Source organism: Cupriavidus phytorum (assembly GCF_003254285.1).
Classification (GTDB): Bacteria; Pseudomonadota; Gammaproteobacteria; order Burkholderiales; family Burkholderiaceae; genus Cupriavidus; species Cupriavidus phytorum.
Genome location: NZ_QKZN01000009.1, coordinates 39,174 through 55,393, shown reverse-complemented (window position 1 = coordinate 55,393; position 16,220 = coordinate 39,174). Strand labels below are relative to the sequence as shown.

The 16,220-nt window shown below is 67.5% G+C and carries 16 protein-coding genes; 8 read left to right on the top strand and 8 right to left on the bottom strand.

Annotated elements, in window-relative coordinates; genetic code table 11:
• The first annotated feature begins 62 nt into the window (after positions 1–62).
• From C7416_RS21285 to C7416_RS21275, 3 genes are all read left to right on the top strand, one after another.
• The gene (locus C7416_RS21285; protein ID WP_111520767.1) at positions 63–1,421 is read left to right on the top strand and encodes an MFS transporter; all 1,359 of its coding nucleotides are present in this window, start codon (positions 63–65) and stop codon (positions 1,419–1,421) included.
• Between the two features lie 18 nt (positions 1,422–1,439).
• Complete coding sequence (locus C7416_RS21280) at positions 1,440–2,033, top strand: RBBP9/YdeN family alpha/beta hydrolase (RefSeq protein ID WP_111520766.1); 594 nt, start codon at positions 1,440–1,442, stop codon at positions 2,031–2,033.
• Between the two features lie 68 nt (positions 2,034–2,101).
• Complete coding sequence (locus tag C7416_RS21275; RefSeq protein ID WP_111520765.1) at positions 2,102–3,265, top strand: porin; 1,164 nt, start codon at positions 2,102–2,104, stop codon at positions 3,263–3,265.
• A 43-nt stretch (positions 3,266–3,308) separates the two neighbouring features.
• On the opposite strand, the gene C7416_RS21270 is transcribed toward C7416_RS21275, so the two are convergent.
• From C7416_RS21270 to C7416_RS21260, 3 genes are all read right to left on the bottom strand, one after another.
• A complete protein-coding gene (locus tag C7416_RS21270) occupies positions 3,309–4,205 on the bottom strand; it encodes an antitoxin (RefSeq protein ID WP_111520764.1) in 897 nt (298 codons plus the stop codon).
• On the bottom strand, positions 4,205–5,287 hold the full coding sequence (locus tag C7416_RS21265) for a type IV toxin-antitoxin system AbiEi family antitoxin (protein ID WP_111520763.1): 1,083 nt from the start codon (positions 5,285–5,287) through the stop codon (positions 4,205–4,207). The genes C7416_RS21270 and C7416_RS21265 overlap by 1 nt, the downstream gene beginning before the upstream one ends.
• 120 nt (positions 5,288–5,407) lie before the next feature.
• Positions 5,408–6,409: an AraC family transcriptional regulator gene (locus C7416_RS21260; RefSeq protein WP_111520762.1), complete on the bottom strand. Its 1,002-nt coding sequence runs from the start codon at positions 6,407–6,409 to the stop codon at positions 5,408–5,410.
• A gap of 117 nt (positions 6,410–6,526) precedes the next feature.
• Here C7416_RS21260 and C7416_RS21255 point away from each other — a divergent pair, with 117 nt between their 5' ends.
• From C7416_RS21255 to C7416_RS21245, 3 genes are read left to right on the top strand one after another with little or no spacing between them, the layout of a single operon-like run.
• On the top strand, positions 6,527–7,585 hold the full coding sequence (locus tag C7416_RS21255; RefSeq protein ID WP_111520761.1) for a beta-keto acid cleavage family enzyme: 1,059 nt from the start codon (positions 6,527–6,529) through the stop codon (positions 7,583–7,585).
• 57 nt (positions 7,586–7,642) lie between these two features.
• The gene (locus C7416_RS21250) at positions 7,643–7,834 is read left to right on the top strand and encodes a DUF1289 domain-containing protein (RefSeq protein WP_111520760.1); all 192 of its coding nucleotides are present in this window, start codon (positions 7,643–7,645) and stop codon (positions 7,832–7,834) included.
• A 10-nt stretch (positions 7,835–7,844) separates the two neighbouring features.
• The gene (locus C7416_RS21245; RefSeq protein WP_111520759.1) at positions 7,845–8,819 is read left to right on the top strand and encodes a Bug family tripartite tricarboxylate transporter substrate binding protein; all 975 of its coding nucleotides are present in this window, start codon (positions 7,845–7,847) and stop codon (positions 8,817–8,819) included.
• 67 nt (positions 8,820–8,886) lie between these two features.
• Here the strand turns inward: C7416_RS21245 and C7416_RS21240 are convergent, their stop codons facing one another.
• Genes C7416_RS21240 through C7416_RS21230 form a run of 3 tightly spaced genes read right to left on the bottom strand, consistent with a single transcriptional unit; the run spans position 8,887 to position 12,403 of the window.
• Positions 8,887–10,533, bottom strand: a complete 1,647-nt coding sequence (locus tag C7416_RS21240; protein WP_111520758.1) for a fatty acid--CoA ligase — start codon at positions 10,531–10,533, stop codon at positions 8,887–8,889.
• 15 nt (positions 10,534–10,548) lie between these two features.
• A complete protein-coding gene (locus C7416_RS21235) occupies positions 10,549–11,397 on the bottom strand; it encodes a TauD/TfdA dioxygenase family protein (RefSeq protein ID WP_012357038.1) in 849 nt (282 codons plus the stop codon).
• Positions 11,398–11,422: 25 nt separating this feature from the next.
• Complete coding sequence (locus C7416_RS21230; protein WP_111520757.1) at positions 11,423–12,403, bottom strand: quinone oxidoreductase family protein; 981 nt, start codon at positions 12,401–12,403, stop codon at positions 11,423–11,425.
• Between the two features lie 201 nt (positions 12,404–12,604).
• Here C7416_RS21230 and C7416_RS21225 point away from each other — a divergent pair, with 201 nt between their 5' ends.
• The gene (locus C7416_RS21225; protein ID WP_111520756.1) at positions 12,605–13,603 is read left to right on the top strand and encodes an AraC family transcriptional regulator; all 999 of its coding nucleotides are present in this window, start codon (positions 12,605–12,607) and stop codon (positions 13,601–13,603) included.
• A gap of 12 nt (positions 13,604–13,615) precedes the next feature.
• Here the strand turns inward: C7416_RS21225 and C7416_RS21220 are convergent, their stop codons facing one another.
• Complete coding sequence (locus C7416_RS21220) at positions 13,616–14,746, bottom strand: NADH:flavin oxidoreductase (RefSeq protein ID WP_111520755.1); 1,131 nt, start codon at positions 14,744–14,746, stop codon at positions 13,616–13,618.
• Positions 14,743–15,141, bottom strand: a complete 399-nt coding sequence (locus C7416_RS21215) for a RidA family protein (protein ID WP_111520754.1) — start codon at positions 15,139–15,141, stop codon at positions 14,743–14,745. The genes C7416_RS21220 and C7416_RS21215 overlap by 4 nt, the downstream gene beginning before the upstream one ends.
• A gap of 154 nt (positions 15,142–15,295) precedes the next feature.
• Here C7416_RS21215 and C7416_RS21210 point away from each other — a divergent pair, with 154 nt between their 5' ends.
• Entirely contained in the window at positions 15,296–16,183 is an 888-nt protein-coding gene (locus C7416_RS21210) for a LysR substrate-binding domain-containing protein (RefSeq protein WP_111520753.1), read from the top strand.
• Positions 16,184–16,220 lie beyond the last annotated feature (37 nt).

Sequence of the window (16,220 nt, the reverse complement as noted above, 5' to 3'; positions counted from 1 at the left end):
CTTTGCGCGGGCACTGAACACACGGCGGCGCCAAGACCGCCGGCCGGCTTCCGGAGACGCCCATGCCCAGATCCCGCCTTGCCCTTGCTGCCGCCGCATCCGCCGCGCCGACTTCCGCTGCGCCCGCTGCTGCCGGATCGCGCTATGCGTGGCTGGTGTTTGCGCTGACCTTTGCGCTGCTGCTGTCGGACTACATGTCGCGCCAGGTGCTCAATGCCGTGTTCCCGCTGCTGAAGGCCGAATGGCAGCTGGGGGATACCGAGCTGGGCGCGCTCGGCGGGGTGGTGGCGCTGATGGTGGGGGTGCTCGCGCTGCCGCTGTCGCTGCTGGCCGACCGCTGGGGCCGGGTGCGCAGCCTGATCCTGATGGCGGCGCTGTGGAGCCTGGCCACGCTGGGCTGCGCGCTGGCGGGCAGTTTCGGCCAGATGTTCCTGGCGCGGCTGTGCGTCGGCATCGGCGAGGCCGCCTACGGCAGCGTCGGCATCGCGGTGGTGGTGTCGGTGTTCCCGCGCCACCTGCGCGCCAGCCTCAGCGCCGCGTTTATCGCTGGCGGCGCGTTCGGCTCGGTGCTGGGCATGGGACTGGGCGGCATCCTGTCCGCGCATTTCGGCTGGCGCATGGCCTTTGGCGGCATGGCAGCGTTCGGGCTGGCGATGGTGGCCTGCTACGCGCTGACGATCAGCGAGCGGCGCTTGCGCGGGCTGCAGCAGCGTGTTGGCGCCGCCAACGACGACGGCAGCAGCGACGCGGCCACGGCGCGCCAGCTGGCGCCGCGCCGGATCGTGCGCGAGCTGCTGACGCTGCCCTCGATGCTGTGCGCCTGTGCCGGCAGCGCCTTGCAATTGCTGGTGATGGCCGCGCTGCTGGCGTGGCTGCCGAGCTTCCTGGCGCGCGAGTACGGCATGGCCACCGGCCGTGCCGGCGTGGTGGCGGCGCTGCTGGTGCTGGTGGCCGGCGCCGGCATGGTGGTCTGCGGCGCGCTGACCGACCGCGTGGCGCGGCGCGCGCCCGGGCGCAAATGGCACATGGCCATCGGCTACAGCCTGGCCTGCTGCGTGTTGCTGATGACGGCGTTCCGGCTGCCCGCCGGCACGGCCCAGCTGGTGCTGATCGGCGCCGGCATGCTGGTGGTGGGCGGCTGCGCCGGCCCGGCCAGCGCGATGGTGGCCAACCTGACGCGCCCCGCCATCCACGCCACCGCGTTTGCCACGCTGACGCTGATCAACAACCTGCTGGGCCTGGCGCCGGGTCCGTTCCTGACCGGCGTACTGGCCGACCGCATTGGCCTGACCGGTGCGCTCCAATGGATTCCGCTGGCCGGCGCCGCCGCCACGCTGCTGTTCTGCATCGGCCGTCGACACTATGCCGCAGACCTGCGGCGCCTGGATGGCCAACCGGTGCGCCACGCAGTTCCTGCCTGACCTTTTCCCGATCCCACCATGATTGCTACCCCCTCGCCCACCATCCTGATGGTGCCGGGCCTGCGCGACCACGTCGCCGAGCACTGGCAGACCCTGCTGCAAGCCGAACTTCTGGCCCAGGGCCATGACGCCCGCTGCGTGCCCGCGCTGGAGCACGACAAGCTCAGCCGCACCGCCCGGGTCGCCGCGCTCGAGGCGGCGCTGGCGGACATCGACGGGCCGGTGGTGCTGGTGGCGCACAGCGCCGGCGTGATGATCACGGTGCATTGGGCGGCGCGCCACTGCCGTCCCATCCGGGGCGCGCTGCTGGTGACGCCGCCGGATTTCGCGCAGCCGCTGCCGCCGGGCTATCCGGCGCAAGAAGCGCTGGCGCAAGCCGGCTGGCTGCCGACGCCGCTGGCGCCGTTGCCGTTCCCCAGCCTGGTGGCGGCCAGCCGCAACGATCCGCTGGCCAGCCATGCGCGCGTCACTGAAATGGCCGCCGCGTGGGGCAGCCGGCTGGTGGACCTGGGCAACGTCGGCCACCTCAACCCGGCCGCCGGCTACGGTCCCTGGCCGCGCGCCCATGCCCTGCTGGCAGAACTGGACACGCTGGTCGCGCAGCAGGCCTGAGCGCGCCGCAGGGCGCGTCACGACAAGAACATCCGGCCACCAAGGCCGGGCCAACAAGGAGGAGAGAGATGAAAACCAGAAACACCGTCATGGCCCTGATACTGGGGTGCCCGCTGGCGGCCGCCGCGCAATCATCGGTCACGCTGTATGGCGTGGCCGACATCAACGTCGAGTACGTGAACCGCGTCGGCGCCGTGCCGGTCGCGGCGAACGGCTTCAACCGGGGGCCGGGCGACAAGGTGTTCCGCATGGCCTCTGGCGGCCTGTCTGGCTCCCGCTGGGGCCTGCGCGGCATGGAGGACCTGGGCGCCGGATGGCAGGCATCGTTCGTGCTGGAAAGCGGTTTCGGCGTGGACAACGGCGCGCTGCAGCAAGGCGGGCGCCTGTTCGGTCGCCAGGCCTTTGTCGCCGTGCGGCAGGCCAACATCGGCCAGTTCAGCTTTGGCCGCCAGTACACGTCGATCTTTGAAGCCCTGGCGAACTTCTCGCCCACGGCCTACGCCACGCAATACGAACCGGTGGTGCTGCAGGCCGGCGCCAATTTCCGCGAGGACAACACCGTCAAGTACACCGGCCAGTTCGGCCCGCTGACGGCGCGCGCGCACTGGTCGTTCGGCGTCGGGCTGGCGCTGCCGCAGACGGTCGGCATCGCCACGCCGATCGGTGGCAATGGCGAAGTGCCCGGACAGTTCCGGCGCGACACCGCCTATGGCGCCTCGCTCGCGTATGCCGCCGGACCCTTCGGCGCCACCGTCGGCTACGACCAGTGGAATCCGACCATCGGCACCAGCAACGGCACCCTGCGCAAGGCCGTGGTGGGCGCCAGCTACACCTTCGGCCCGGCCAAGGTCATGGGCGGCTATCGCTGGGGCCAGAACAAGAACGCCGCCGACGTGGTGATCCAGCGCGACGACTTTTACTGGATCGGCGCCAACTACCAGGTCACCCCGGCCGTGGGGCTGACGCTCGAGTACAACTACGACAACGTCCGGAGCCTGTTCGGCGACACGCAGGTGGCCAATCCGTGGCAGGTGGCCTTTATCGCAAACTATGCATTCTCGAAACGCACCGACGTGTACGTGTCCACCGCCTATGCGCGCAATGCCGGGCTGATGCTGGAATCGCTGGCCACGGTCTATGCCAACAGCCTGTCGCTGGGCAACAGCTATGCCGCAGCCAACGGGCAACGCAGCATGGTGGGCGTGGCGCTGGGGATCCGGCACAAGTTTTGAACCGGGCCTTTGCGCGATATGGCGTGGCGCGTGGTTGCGCTCCTTATCCGATTCGGGCAAGGAGTTGTTCGATCACGTCGCAGGCCTGCCGCTGACGCAATATCCTTGCCTCACGTTGGTCTGGCTCGTCGCCTTCGCCAAGCTCGAACTTTGCGACCGACACCGGACCGTCCTTGCGATAGCCTTCGGCTTTTTCGTCGCTGGCGAAGCGGCTGCGCAGGATCGCCAGTGAGGCCTCGAGGACGGTGCCGTGCTTGCCGTTGCGCTCCTTCTGAAACGCTGCGGCCACGGCGTCCAGTCCCTCGGTTGCGTGTTCGATGCAATAGATCAGGTCGTGTGCGTCCTTGCGTTCAAAGCGCTGGTCGAAGGCGAACGACTTCAGGCAGGTAAAGCTGACGAGGTTGGCATGCCTGATGTGTTCCGTCACGATTCCATTGCCGCCGAGGAGCTCAGCCTGGATCTCAGTAACTTGGTGAAGGTCAAAAACAATGGACGAATATGGGATGTTCAGTGCCGAGATGGTGCCTTCGGTCGGCAATGGCTGCACCTTGCCACCAGCGATGTCCGGTGCATCCGCCAGCAGTTCCAGCACCATCAACGCACCATGTTCCGTGCGGGTCTGCCAACGCCAGGAAAGCTTTGCGCCAGCGCTGTTCTCGGAACGCTCGAAACCCATTTTCCTGAGGTTATCTTCGAGTGTGTGATAAGCCTCGGTATCAGCCAGGATTTGCAGGTCGATCACAATGTCCACGTCCAGAGTGCCGGCGTGCGCCGGCACTTCCGGAGGCCGTGCGGAAACGAGATATCGTGGCGTGAGTCCCCCGATCAGGTAGACAGAGTCCTTCCACGGTCCGAGCCCGCGCAGCAGTGTTACGAGGACGCGTTCGCAGTCGGTCGTGTATTGGTCGCTGTAGCCATCGAACGTTGCGGGTTTTGCCATCAGAATCCGATCCTCTCCTTGCGCAAGTGCTCGGCCATTTCCTTGGCGCGGCCTTCACCGAGCAAGAGGTCGAGATAGACCTGGACCGGGCTGGCCAACCAGACACCCCCGACGTTTTGCCGAAACAGCAGTTCTCCCGCCGATTTCGCCTCGATGACCGCGAGGTTGGCCCCTTCATTGACGGCGCGCGCACCCAACTCAGCCATTGCCGCGGCGGCACTGGTGCCGGGTAGCAGCCGCAATCGCACCTGCGAGATGCCGGACAGGAAGGGGGCATAACGCTGTGCGGCGGCTTCGTAGCTCACCCCGTAAGCGACCTGGTGCGTATCGAACAGCTGCCCGAGCCGTTCCATCAGTGCCTCGGATTTCAATCCAGGAACGAAGTACCGGCGCAGCACCGGCACGCGCTGCGTGGCGAGCTGCTTCGCCCAGGCATCGAGCAACGCACCTGGTTCACGCAACTGCCGCTCCTTGCCTGGTCCCTGCCCTCGCGACAGTAGCCAGTCGAACCGCTCTAGCTCACTGAGTACTTCCGAAACTGTAGATGGCGCCACCTGCGCCCGCTCGGCCACTTCGGTAACACCAAACCATTCCTTGTGCTGGATCAGCAGCGCGTACAAAACCTGGGCGCGCCGACCGGAGAAGAGCGATCGCACCGACTTTTCAAAAGTTTTCGGAGCTGGTTTGTCGATGTAGACGTAGGCCCCAGTGGCAGGCAGGAACATGCTTCCGCCACTATCGAAGTAGCCGATGCGCTCGGCTCTGAGCAGCTCTTTTGCTCCCGGTGACAGTGACTCGGCGATCAGCAGGGGCTGCACCTCGGCGGCATGACCGTGGTGCAGCGACTTCAACTGCCACAACGCCTGGCGCACATCGCGTGGAAAGACAGACTTCCTTCTCTCAACCAGCAACACAATGGATTTGCCGGCGACGTGCAGATCGATCTTGGCGTCAATGCGGCCTGCGACTTGATGAACAGCGGTTTCCGGCCGGACCAACTTGGCTTGCACATCCGGCAGCTCCCGGAGTGACTCCAGCAGTTGTCCGACCAGGGAGTCCTCCACGACGGTCGACACGGGCATGGTGGCGCTTATTTCCTGTTCAGTGAATAACTCCACTATAGCGAATATTCGACATAACGGAAATATTCGCTGTTAAGCGAATTGCCTTCGCGGAAGCACGGACGCCTGACCGCCACGAAATCATCGGTGCAGCGCCCGCCAAGCCGACACGCTGCGCCCAAAGCGCCCGCTGAACCAGCGCGAGAACGCGCTCAGCGATGAGAACCCCAGCAGCGCGGCCACTTCCGACAGCGGCCGCTCGCGGTTTTCAAGGTAGCGGATCACCAGGTCGGCGCGGGCCTCGGCCAGGATGTCGGAGTAGGAGGTATGCGCCTGCTCCAGGCGCCGGTGCACGGTGCGGCGGTCGACGCTGAGATGCTGGGCCACGCGCTCCACCGAGCACAGCCCGGTCGGCAGCAGCGCGTACACCAGCTTGCGCACCATGTCCGGCATGGTGGCCGCGGTCGACTGCGCCAGCAGCGTGCCGAGATATTGCTTCACCTGCTGCGCCATCACCGGGTCGTACGACGGCAACGGCGCTTCCAGGTCCGCTGCCTGGCAGACGATGCCGTCGAAATCCTGGTTGAACGAGCCGGCCATGCCGAACACGCGCGCGTACGTCGCGGTGCTAGCCGGCGCCGGATGCGTGAAGCAGATGCTGCGCGGGCGCCACGATGGCCCCAGGAACAGCTTCAGCATGCGGAACATCACGCCTACCGCCAGGTCGGTGGCCTGGCGCAAGGTGCCCGGCGCTTCGCTGAGCACCTGCAGCCGGATCATCACCAGGTCGTCGCTGTCTTCGACGCGCATCGCCAGCGCTTCATTCTGCAGCCCCATGTAGCGGACCATCGACTCCAGCGCGCGGCGCAGCGTCGGTTCCTCGCGCACCACGAAGGCCAGCGGACCCAGGTTGGAAAACTCGCGCAGCTCGGCCATGCGCAGGCCGAAATCCTCGGCCCCGGCGGCGCGCGCCGACGCGTCCAGCAGGCGGCCCACCGCCGCCGCCGGGATGCGGATATCGGGGTCCAGCAGCACCGAGCGGTTGATCCTGGCGGACCTGAGCTGCTGGTACGGATCCAGCCCCAGCGCACGCGCGACTTCGACGTAGTTGGTCAGGCTGGCACTGCGCAGGTAGTAGGACATGACAGCGGCTTCCGGGCTTTCCCTGAGTGTCCCGAAATGTAAATCGGTTGTCCCGGATCGTCAAATCGCCGCGTTCCGTTGATCGATACTCCAGTCACCAACCAACCGGAGCGATCTATGCAATTCCTCGACGATTCCCTGCACCCCGAGAACATGGACAAGGTGGTGATCACCGTGGCCCCGTATGGCCCCGAGTGGATGCCGCAGGACTTCCCCGAGGACATCCCGGTGACCATGGAAGAACAGGTGCAGAAGGCGGTCGATTGCTACAACGCCGGCGCCACCGTGCTGCACCTGCACGTGCGCGAGCTCGACGGCAAGGGCTCCAAGCGCCTGTCCAAGTTCAACGAGCTGATCGCCGGCGTGCGCGCCGCGGTGCCGGACATGATCATCCAGGTCGGCGGTTCGATCTCGTTCGCGCCGGAAGACGACGGCCAGGAGGCCAAGTGGCTGTCCGACGACACCCGCCACATGCTGGCGGAGCTGCAGCCCAAGCCGGACCAGGTCACCGTGGCCATCAACACCACGCAGATGAACATCATGGAGCTGCTCTATCCGGAGTACCTGAAGGGGACTTCGCTGGAGCACCCGGCCTACCAGGCCGCCTACCGCGAGATGACGGTGCCGGCCGGCCCGGGCTGGGTCGAAGAGCACCTGCGCCGGCTGCAGGCGTCGGGCATCCAGCCGCATTTCCAGCTGACCGGCATGCATGCGCTGGAAACGCTGGAGCGCCTGGTGCGCGCGGGCGTCTACACCGGTCCGCTCAACCTGACCTGGATCGGCATCGGCGGCGGCTTCGACGGCCCCAACCCGTTCAACTTCTTCAACTTCGTGCACCGCGCCCCGGACGGCTGCACGCTGACCGCCGAGTCGCTGCTGAAGAACGTGCTGCCGTTCAACATGATGGCGATGGCGATGGGCCTGCATCCGCGCTGCGGCATCGAGGACACCATCATCGACCAGCATGGCAACCGCATGACCTCGGTGCAGCAGATCGAGCAGTGCGTGCGCGTGGCGCGCGAACTGGGCCGCGAAATCGCCTCGGGCCAGGAAGCGCGCGAGATCTACCGCATCGGCACCTGGTACGACAGTGCCGAGGCCACGCTGCAGGCCAACGGCATGGCCCCCAACCGCAAGTCGGGGCAGAAGAACCTGCCGCTGCGCGCGGCCGCCTGACGGCCGTGGGCGGGGCCGGTGCAACGCCGGCCCCGCAAGGCATGACAGGAGTCCGCCATGCATCACCCCGACGCCCTCGCCAATCCCTGCATCAACATCTGCCGGATGGACCTTGCCAACCGCTATTGCCAGGGTTGCGGCCGGACCCGGCTTGAAATCGGCCGCTGGCTGCGCCTGAGCGAGGCCGAACGCGCGCAAATCCTGGCCGCGCTGCCGGCACGCCGGGCAAGCAGCAGCCATACTAGATAACGGAGACAACATGACCACCCGACCCGCCTTCCTGCTGCGCATCGCCGCCGCGGCGGCCACCCTCGCGCTGGCCGCGCCCTCTGCCATGGCCTGGACCAGCAAGCCGGTCCGCATGCTGGTCCCGGCTCCAGCCGGCGGCACCATGGACGTGCTCGCGCGGCTGCTGGCGGACCAGCTGTCCGCGGACCTCGGCCACCCCGTGGTGGTCGACAACAAGCCCGGCGCCGGCGGTGGCATTGCCCTCACCACCATGCTGGCCGCGCCCGCTGATGGTCAGACCATCATGGTCACCGCCAGCAATGTACTGACCGAGATCCCGCATGTGCTCAAGCAGCCGTTCGACCCGCTGAAAGACGTCAGGCCCGTCGCCGCCGTGGCGCGTTCGCGCATGGTGATGATTGGCGCGCCTGGCCTGCCGGCCAAGGACCTGAAGGCCCTGGTCAGCTACGCCCGGGCCAATCCGGGCAAGCTCAGCTTTGCCTCGTACAGTGCCGGCACCGCTTCGCACTACGCCGGCATGATCATGAACCAGAAGGCCGGGCTGGACTTGCAGCATGTGCCCTTTGCCGGTTCCGCGCCGGCGCTGACGCAGGTGATGGGCAATCAGATCGCGGTGATGTACGACGGCATGGTGACCTCGCTGCCGATGATCCGCGCCGGCAAGGTGCAGGTCTATGCCGTGGCGTCGAAGAGCCGCTCGGCGCTGCTGCCGCAGGTGCCGACCTTCGCCGAAATGGGCTACCCGGAGATGGAGTTCAGCAACTGGGTCGGCGTGATCGCGTCGTCGAAGCTGTCGCCCGAGCTGGCCGAGAAGATCCACGCGGCGGCCTACAAGGCCGCGGCCGCGCCCAGGGTGCGCGAGCGCATGGAGGCGCTCGGCTATGAGCCGCTGCCGGCGCAACCTCTGCCGCAATTGAGCGAGTCGGTGCGGGCCGAGTTCGAGCGCAATGCCGGCATCGTCAAGGCGTTCAATATCCAGCAGTAAAGCCCTGCCTGGCAATGCAAAAGGGCAGCCTCGGAAGAGGCTGCCCTTTCGCTTTCCTGCCGCCCGTTCAGGCGCCGGTGGCGCGCAAGCGCTTCTTGTCGATCTTGCCGACGCTGGTCTTCGGGATCTCGTCGACGAACACGATCCGCTCAGGTTCCGGCACCGCATACTTGCTGAGCCGGTTGGCTTCGACCCGCGCCAGCAGCGACGCGCGAATCGCATCCGCGGTGACCGTGGCGCCAGGCTTGCGCACCACGTATGCCATCGGCCGCTCGCCCCACCGCGCGTCCGGCACGCCGATGACCGCGCACTCTTGCACGCCCGGTACCTGCGTGACCAGGCTCTCGACCTCGATCGACGAGACCCACTCGCCGCCGGTCTTGATCACGTCCTTGATGCGGTCAACGATCTGCACGAAGCCGTCGGCGCCCATCACCGCGATGTCCTGCGTATGCAGGTAGCCGCCGGCCCACAGCTCGGCCGACGCTTCGGGTTTGCCGTGGTAGGCCCGGGTCAGGAACGGCGCGCGCAGCACGATCTCGCCGCGCGCCTTGCCGTCGCGCGGCACGTCGTGCATGGACTCGTCCACCAGGCGGAAGTCGACCATGGCCACCGGACGGCCCGTCGAGCAGCGCATGCGCACTTCGGTCTCGCGATCGGCACTGGCATGGCCCGGGGGCAACTGCGCCAGCGCGACGATGGGGCCGGTCTCAGACATGCCATAGCCGGCAAATACATCCATGCCGCGCTCGAGCGCGGCATCGCACAACGCCGGCGGCAGCGCCGAGCCGCCGATGATCAGCTTCCAGCCCGACAAATCCTGGCCGCTTGCCTGCGCCGCCTGCAACAGCATCTGCAGCAAGGTTGGCACGCAGTGCGAGAACGTGACCCGCTCGCTCTCGCGCAACTGCAGCAGGACATCCGGCGCGTAGCGCCCCGGCAGCACGATGCGCAGCCCGAGCATGACCGCGACATAGGGGATGCCCCAGGCCAGCACGTGGAACATCGGCGTGATCGGCATGTAGACGTCTTCCCGGTGCAGGCGCTGCCCTTCGCGCGGCGCGCACAGGCTGGTGGCCGAGGCCAGCGCATGCAGCACGATGTCGCGATGGCTGTAGCACACGCCCTTGGGATCGCCGGTGGTGCCGGTGGTGTAGAAGGTGGCGGCGCGGGTGTTCTCGTCGAACTCGGGGAAGTCGAAGTCGGGCGAGGCCGCTTGCAGCAGCGTCTCGTACTCCCCGCAAAACGGCAGCGAGCTCGGCGGCACTGGCTGGCCATCGGCCAGCAGGACAAAGCTGCGCACGCTGGTCAGCTGGTCGCGGATCTCTTCCATCACCGGCAGGAAGTCCGGATGGAGCAGCACCACCTCGGCGCCGGAATCGTTCAGCGTGTACAGGATCTGCTGCGCCGACAGCCGCACGTTGACCGTGAACAGCGTCGCGCCCATCATCGGCACGCCGAAATAGCACTCCAGGTAGCGATGGCTGTCCCAGTCCATCACCGCCACGGTGGTGCCGTGCGTGACGCCCTGCGCAGCCAGCGCGGAAGCCAGCCGGCCAACGCGCTGGCGGAACTCGCGATAGCTGTGGCGCAGCTGTCCGCGGTACGTGATCTGCTGGTCGCCGTACAGCGACAGCGAATTGAGCAGCAGTTGCCTGACGAGCAGGGGATAGGCATAGGCCTGCGGTGCCGCAGGCACAAGATGTGATTGCATGTCTGCGTTCCTCCGTCAGAACGGCACGTCGCCGATGATGCCGGCACGTTCCATCTTGCGCACCGTGGGCGCATAGTCCTGCACCGCGTAGTGCTGCGTGCAGCGGTTGTCCCAGATCGCCACGCTGTGCTTCTTCCAGCGCCAGCGCACCTGGTACTCGGGGATCTCGGCCTGGGCGCACAGGTAGTGCAGCAGGTCGCCCGCGCCGGGCATGAAGTCCTTGCCGAAGCGGATCACGTCGCCGCGATGGTAGTTGGCGAAGTGCGAGGTGAAGGCGTTGACGAACAGGATCTTCTCGCCCGTTTCCGGATGGGTGCGCACCACCGGGTGCTCGACCATCGGGAATTGCGCCGCCAGCGCGGCCCGCTTCTCCGGCGCCATGTTGGCGCCGAAGGTATGTTCGATGCTGTGCTTGGCGCGCAGCCCTTCGATGCGTGCCTTGATGTCCTGCGGCAGGCGCCGGTAGGCTTCACCCATGTTGACCCAGATGGTGTCGCCGCCGACCGCCGGCGTTTCCACGCAGCGCAGCACGCAGCCCATCGGCGGCGCCTGGCGCCAGGTGGCATCGCAATGGAATGCATTTTCGTAGTGCTCGACCTTGCTGTCGGGCGACTTGTAGATCTGCACCAGACCCGGATGCTCGGGGTCGCTGCCCACTACGGGATGGTCTTCCAGTTCACCGAACTGGCGGGCAAAGGCAACGTGTTCGGCGCGGGTGATGTCCTGGTCGCGCAGGAACAGGACCTTGTACTGCAGCAGCAGCGCCTTGATCTCGGCGAACAGGCCGGCGTCGCGCGAGGCATCGGCCAGGCTGACGCCGGTCAGTTCGGCGCCGATGGTGCAGGTCAGTGGTTCCGCATGCATGGGTGTCTCCTCCTTCTCGGTTGTTTCAGATAACGAAGATCGATGATCCGGTGGTGCGGCGCGCTTCCAGGTCATGGTGCGCCTGGACCGCGTCTTCCAGCGCATAGCGCTGGTTGATGCCGATATGGATACGGCCCGCGGCGACATGGCCGAAGATCTCGTCGGCCAGTGCCTGCTTTTCCGCGGGATCGGCGATGTAGTCAGCCAGCGCGGGCCGGGTCAGGAACAGCGAGCCCTTCATCGCCAGCAGCGCCGGATCGAATGGCGGCACGGGGCCCGAGGCGGTGCCGACGCAAACCATGGTGCCGCGGCGGCGCAGCGAATCCAGCGAGCCCATGAAGGTGGTCTTGCCGACGCTGTCGAACACCACCGCCACGCCGGCGCCATCGGTCAGCTCGCGCACGCGTTTGGCCACGTCCTCGCGGGTGTAGTAGATGATGTGGTCGCAGCCGTGCGCGCGCGCCACCTCGGCCTTGGCCTCGGTCGACACCGTGCCGATCACGGTCAGGCCCAGCAGCCTGGCCCACTGCGACACGATCAGCCCGACCCCGCCCGCCGCCGCGTGCAGCAGGATGGTGTCCCCGGCCTGGAACGGATGGATGCGGCGCATCAGGTAGGCCGAGGTGAGCCCGCGCATGGTCATCGCCGCCGCGGTTTCGAAGGCGATGCTGTCGGGCAGGCGGATCAGCGGTGCGGCCGGCACCAGGCGTTCGGTGCTGTATGCGCCCAGCGTGTTGACGAAGCCGGTATAGGTGACGCGGTCGCCCGGCGCCACGTTGGTCACGCCCGGGCCGACCGATACCACCACGCCGGCGGCTTCCACGCCCATGCCGCTGGGCAGCGGCACGGGATAGGTGCCGTTGCGGAAATAGGTGTCGGCGTAGTTCAGGCCCACCGCGACGTGGCGGATGCGGACCTCTCCCGGCCCGGGCTCGCCGACTTCCATGTGTTCGTAGCGCAGCACTTCGGGGCCGCCGGTCTCGTACATGCGGACGACATTTGCCATGATTCTGGTCTCCTGGATCTTGCGTTGGTACAGGGTTCACTGCACATGCCTGCCACTGTAGGCAGCGCGGCCCGGGCCGGCTTTGCATTGGCTACCGCTGACTTTGCATTTCATGCCAGGCAGCCTATGATCCTGCTGCGGCGGACAGGCAGGCCCCCGCCACGGCGCAGGACATCGCAACCATCGCAAGGCAAGAACGGTTTGGAAACGCTCATACGTGCCGCCGCACTGACCAACTTCCTGGAAGTAGCGCGCGACCTCGGCCTGGACCCGCTGCCGATGCTGCGCCAGGCGCGGTTGCGCCGCGCCTGGCTGGACGATCCTGACCGGCGGGTGCCGCTGCGCGCCTGCGTGGCGCTGCTGGAAGCCGCGGCGCAGGCCTCGGACTGCATCACCTTCGGGCTGCGCATGGCGGAGTCGCGCCAGCTGTCGGACTTTGGCGTGATGAGCCTGCTGATCAGCCAGCAGCCCACGCTGCGCGCCGCGCTGGCCACCACCATCCGCTATCGGCACCTGGTCAACGATTCGGTGGCGCTGTTGCTGGAGGATGCCGGCAGCGCCGTGGTGATCCGGCAGGAGGTGCTGAGCGACGCGCCCTCGCGCCAGGCCACCGAGCTGGCCATCGGCGTCGTGTTCCGCATGTGCGCGTTGCTGCTGGGGCCGCGCTGGCAGCCGATCGGGGTGAGCTTCACGCATGCGGCGCCGGCCGACCTGCGCGTCCATCGCCGGCTGTTCGGCTGTCCGCTGGAGTTCAATGCGGACTGGAATGGCATCGTCTGCCGCGCCGCCGATCTCGACGCACCCAACCCGGGTGCGGATCCCGTCATGGCGCGCTATGCGCAGCAGTTCATCGATACCCTGCCGCGTGCCAACCCCCAGTCGATCAGCCACGAAGTGCGCGCCGCCATCTACCTGATGCTGCCGATGGGCCGCGCCACCTGCGAGGCCGTGGCCGAGGGCCTGGGCCTGAGCCTGCGCACCATGCAGCGCCAGCTCGACGACGCGGGCGAGACCTTCACCGGCATCCTCAACGACGTGCGGCGCGAGCTGGCGCGGCGCTATGTCGAGAACCCGCGCTATTCGCTGCTGCGCGTGTCGCAGCTGCTCGGCTACGGTTCGGCCAGCGCCTTCACGCGCTGGTTCTCGGCGCAGTTCGGTACCGCGCCGGCCAACTGGCGCAGGGATCGCGCAGGGCAGTAAGGCGGCAAGCCATCAGCCTGCCAACTCCGCCGGCGCCTCGCGCAACGCCAGTTCCGCCTCCTTGATGCCGGCCAGCGGCGCCAGCACCGCGGCATCGAACGGCCGCACCGGTTGTCCTGCGCGCACTCGCGTCGGCCAGTCCGGATTCGCCAGCGCGCCGCGTCCGAGCGCGACCAGCGTCGCACCTTGCTCCAGCATGCCGGCCGCGCGCACCGGCTCCGTGAGGCTGCCGTTGGCGACGATAGGCAGCCCCGGCGCCGCGCGCCGGGCGTGCTGCACCAGCGATGCATCGCTGCCAGCGAAGGCGGATTGCCAGGCTTCATGCTCGGTCACATGAAGGTAGTCGACGCCGCTTGCCGCAATGCCGGCAAACACCACGGCTGCGCCCTCTGTGCCTTCGGGCCACTGGTAGGTAAAGTCATTGACCTTGGCCTGCGAGATGCGCACGCCGACGATGGCATCGCTCCCCGCCGCGGCGCGCACCGCGCGAATCGTCTCCAGCAGCAGGCGCATGCGCTGCGCGATGCCGCCGCCCCAGGCGTCCTGGCGCACGTTGGTATGGCCGTTGAGGAACTGGTCGAGCAGATAGCCGTTGGCGCCGTGGATTTCCACGCCGTCGAAGCCGGCTGCGCGCGCCAGCCGCGCCGCTTGCGCAAAGCCATCGATGGCCTGCAGGATCTCGGCCTCGTCCATCGCGCGCGGCATGCGGAAGGCGCCCGTGCCGCCATACGCGGTCAGCTGCCGGCCCCTGGGCTGCACGGGCGAAGGCCCTACCGTATCGTCGCGGAAGCGGTTGGCCTGCGACAGCGCCCCAGCATGCATCAGTTGCGCGACCATGCGCCCCCCGGCCTGGTGGACCGCGTCCACGATCCCACGCCAGCCCTGCGCCTGCTGCGCGTCGGTCAGTCCCGGCTGGCCGGCATAGCCCTGCGCATGGGCGCGGTCGGTATAGATGCCCTCGCTGACGATCAGGCCAAAGCCGCCGCGGGCAAAGCCCGCGTAATAGCGGCGCATGGCCTCGGTGGGAACGCCGGTGTCGGTGGCGCTGATGCGGGTCATCGGTGCTACCACCAGGCGGTTGCGCAGCGGCACGCCGTTCAACGCCGGCGTATCGAACAGCGAGAGCGCGGCGGGCGTGCTCATTGCGCGTCCTCCGTGGCCAGCGCGATGGCTTCGATCTCGATCATCGCGTCCGGCGAATACAGTGCCGAGACCTCGACGATGGTGTCGGCCGGATAGGGTGCGGAAAACCACTTGCGCCGCAGCGCGACGATCTTCGGGAAGTATTCCATCGACGTCAGGAAGATCGTCACCTTGGCCACGCGGTCCAGCCCCGAGCCGCCCGCCTGCAGTGCCCGCCTGAGGTTGCTGAAGGCCTGCTCGGCCTGCGCGTCGAAGTCGCCGCGGCCGACGATGGCGCCATCGTCGCCGACGCCGGCCTGGCCGGACACGAACAGCAGGCCGCCGGCCCGGATGGCCTGCGACAGCAGGTAGGGGGCATAGGGATCGGGGTGGGTGTGGACTTGTTCGAGGTGCATCGCTGACTCCGGTAATGATTTAGTAAAATTCATCTTGTGATCGGCTGTTCGCCTTGCAGGCCAGCCGATGTGCAAAGTATCTGAGCCAGCGTCGACCGCGACAAATGGTCGCTTTTCAGTCGATGCATGAGGCAAACTCATCCATGGAGACGCCTTGCGCAAACTGCCGCCCCTCGGCGCCCTGCGCGCCTTCGAAGCCGCCGCCCGCCGCGCCAGCTTCAAGCACGCCGCCGACGAACTGCACGTCACGCCGACCGCCATCAGCCACCAGATCCGTGCGCTGGAAGACAGCCTGGGCGTAAAGCTGTTCGAGCGGCAGACCCGCAAGGTGCGCCTGACGCCGGCCGGACATCAACTGTTCCCCGCCGTGCGGGATGGCCTCGACGGCATGGAGCGCGCCGTGCAGGCGGTGCAGCGCAGCGGCCGCCCGCACGTGGCCACGCTGACGTCGACGGTGGCGTTCATGGCCAGGCGGCTCGCGCCGCTCGCCGGCCAGTTCCGCGCCGCACATCCCGACTGGACCCTGCGCCTCGATGCGTCGGACCAGATCATCGACCTGGACCACGATGCGGACGCGGCGATCCGCTACGGCAGCGGCAGCTATCCGGGGCTGGTAACCGAGCCGTTGTTCCGCGACCGCTTTACGCCGGTCTGCAGTCCCGCCCTGCAACTGGCATCCGTGCAGGACCTGAAGCACGCCACGCTGGTGCACTTCGAGTGGGGCGCCGCCGCGCGCGATGACACGCGCGCGCCTGTCTGGCGCCAGTGGCTGGCGCAGGCCGGCGTCGAGCTCACCGATCCGCAGGCTGGCCTGCGCTTCACCGACGAGATCCACGCGGTGCAAGCCACCATCGCCGGACAGGGCGTTGGCCTGCTCAGCCTGACCCTGGTGGCCGAAGAACTGGCGTCGGGCGCGCTGGTGCAGCCCTTTGACCTGGCGCTGGAGAGCTTCCGCTATGACCTGGTGTACAGCGAGCGGGCGGCGGAGCGTCCGGCTACGCGGTTGCTGCGGGATTGGGTGATGGCAGCGTTCGCAGGTTAGCGCCTGGTCTGCGGTACAGTGACGCAACGTTGAACCA

Coding starts and splice junctions, on each gene's coding strand:
- C7416_RS21285 (WP_111520767.1), top strand. CDS start 63: ATGCCCAGATCCCGCCTTGCCCTTGCTGCCGCCGCATCCGCCGCGCCG.
- C7416_RS21280 (WP_111520766.1), top strand. CDS start 1,440: ATGATTGCTACCCCCTCGCCCACCATCCTGATGGTGCCGGGCCTGCGC.
- C7416_RS21275 (WP_111520765.1), top strand. CDS start 2,102: ATGAAAACCAGAAACACCGTCATGGCCCTGATACTGGGGTGCCCGCTG.
- C7416_RS21270 (WP_111520764.1), bottom strand. CDS start 4,205: ATGGCAAAACCCGCAACGTTCGATGGCTACAGCGACCAATACACGACC.
- C7416_RS21265 (WP_111520763.1), bottom strand. CDS start 5,287: ATGCCCGTGTCGACCGTCGTGGAGGACTCCCTGGTCGGACAACTGCTG.
- C7416_RS21260 (WP_111520762.1), bottom strand. CDS start 6,409: ATGTCCTACTACCTGCGCAGTGCCAGCCTGACCAACTACGTCGAAGTC.
- C7416_RS21255 (WP_111520761.1), top strand. CDS start 6,527: ATGCAATTCCTCGACGATTCCCTGCACCCCGAGAACATGGACAAGGTG.
- C7416_RS21250 (WP_111520760.1), top strand. CDS start 7,643: ATGCATCACCCCGACGCCCTCGCCAATCCCTGCATCAACATCTGCCGG.
- C7416_RS21245 (WP_111520759.1), top strand. CDS start 7,845: ATGACCACCCGACCCGCCTTCCTGCTGCGCATCGCCGCCGCGGCGGCC.
- C7416_RS21240 (WP_111520758.1), bottom strand. CDS start 10,533: ATGCAATCACATCTTGTGCCTGCGGCACCGCAGGCCTATGCCTATCCC.
- C7416_RS21235 (WP_012357038.1), bottom strand. CDS start 11,397: ATGCATGCGGAACCACTGACCTGCACCATCGGCGCCGAACTGACCGGC.
- C7416_RS21230 (WP_111520757.1), bottom strand. CDS start 12,403: ATGGCAAATGTCGTCCGCATGTACGAGACCGGCGGCCCCGAAGTGCTG.
- C7416_RS21220 (WP_111520755.1), bottom strand. CDS start 14,746: ATGAGCACGCCCGCCGCGCTCTCGCTGTTCGATACGCCGGCGTTGAAC.
- C7416_RS21215 (WP_111520754.1), bottom strand. CDS start 15,141: ATGCACCTCGAACAAGTCCACACCCACCCCGATCCCTATGCCCCCTAC.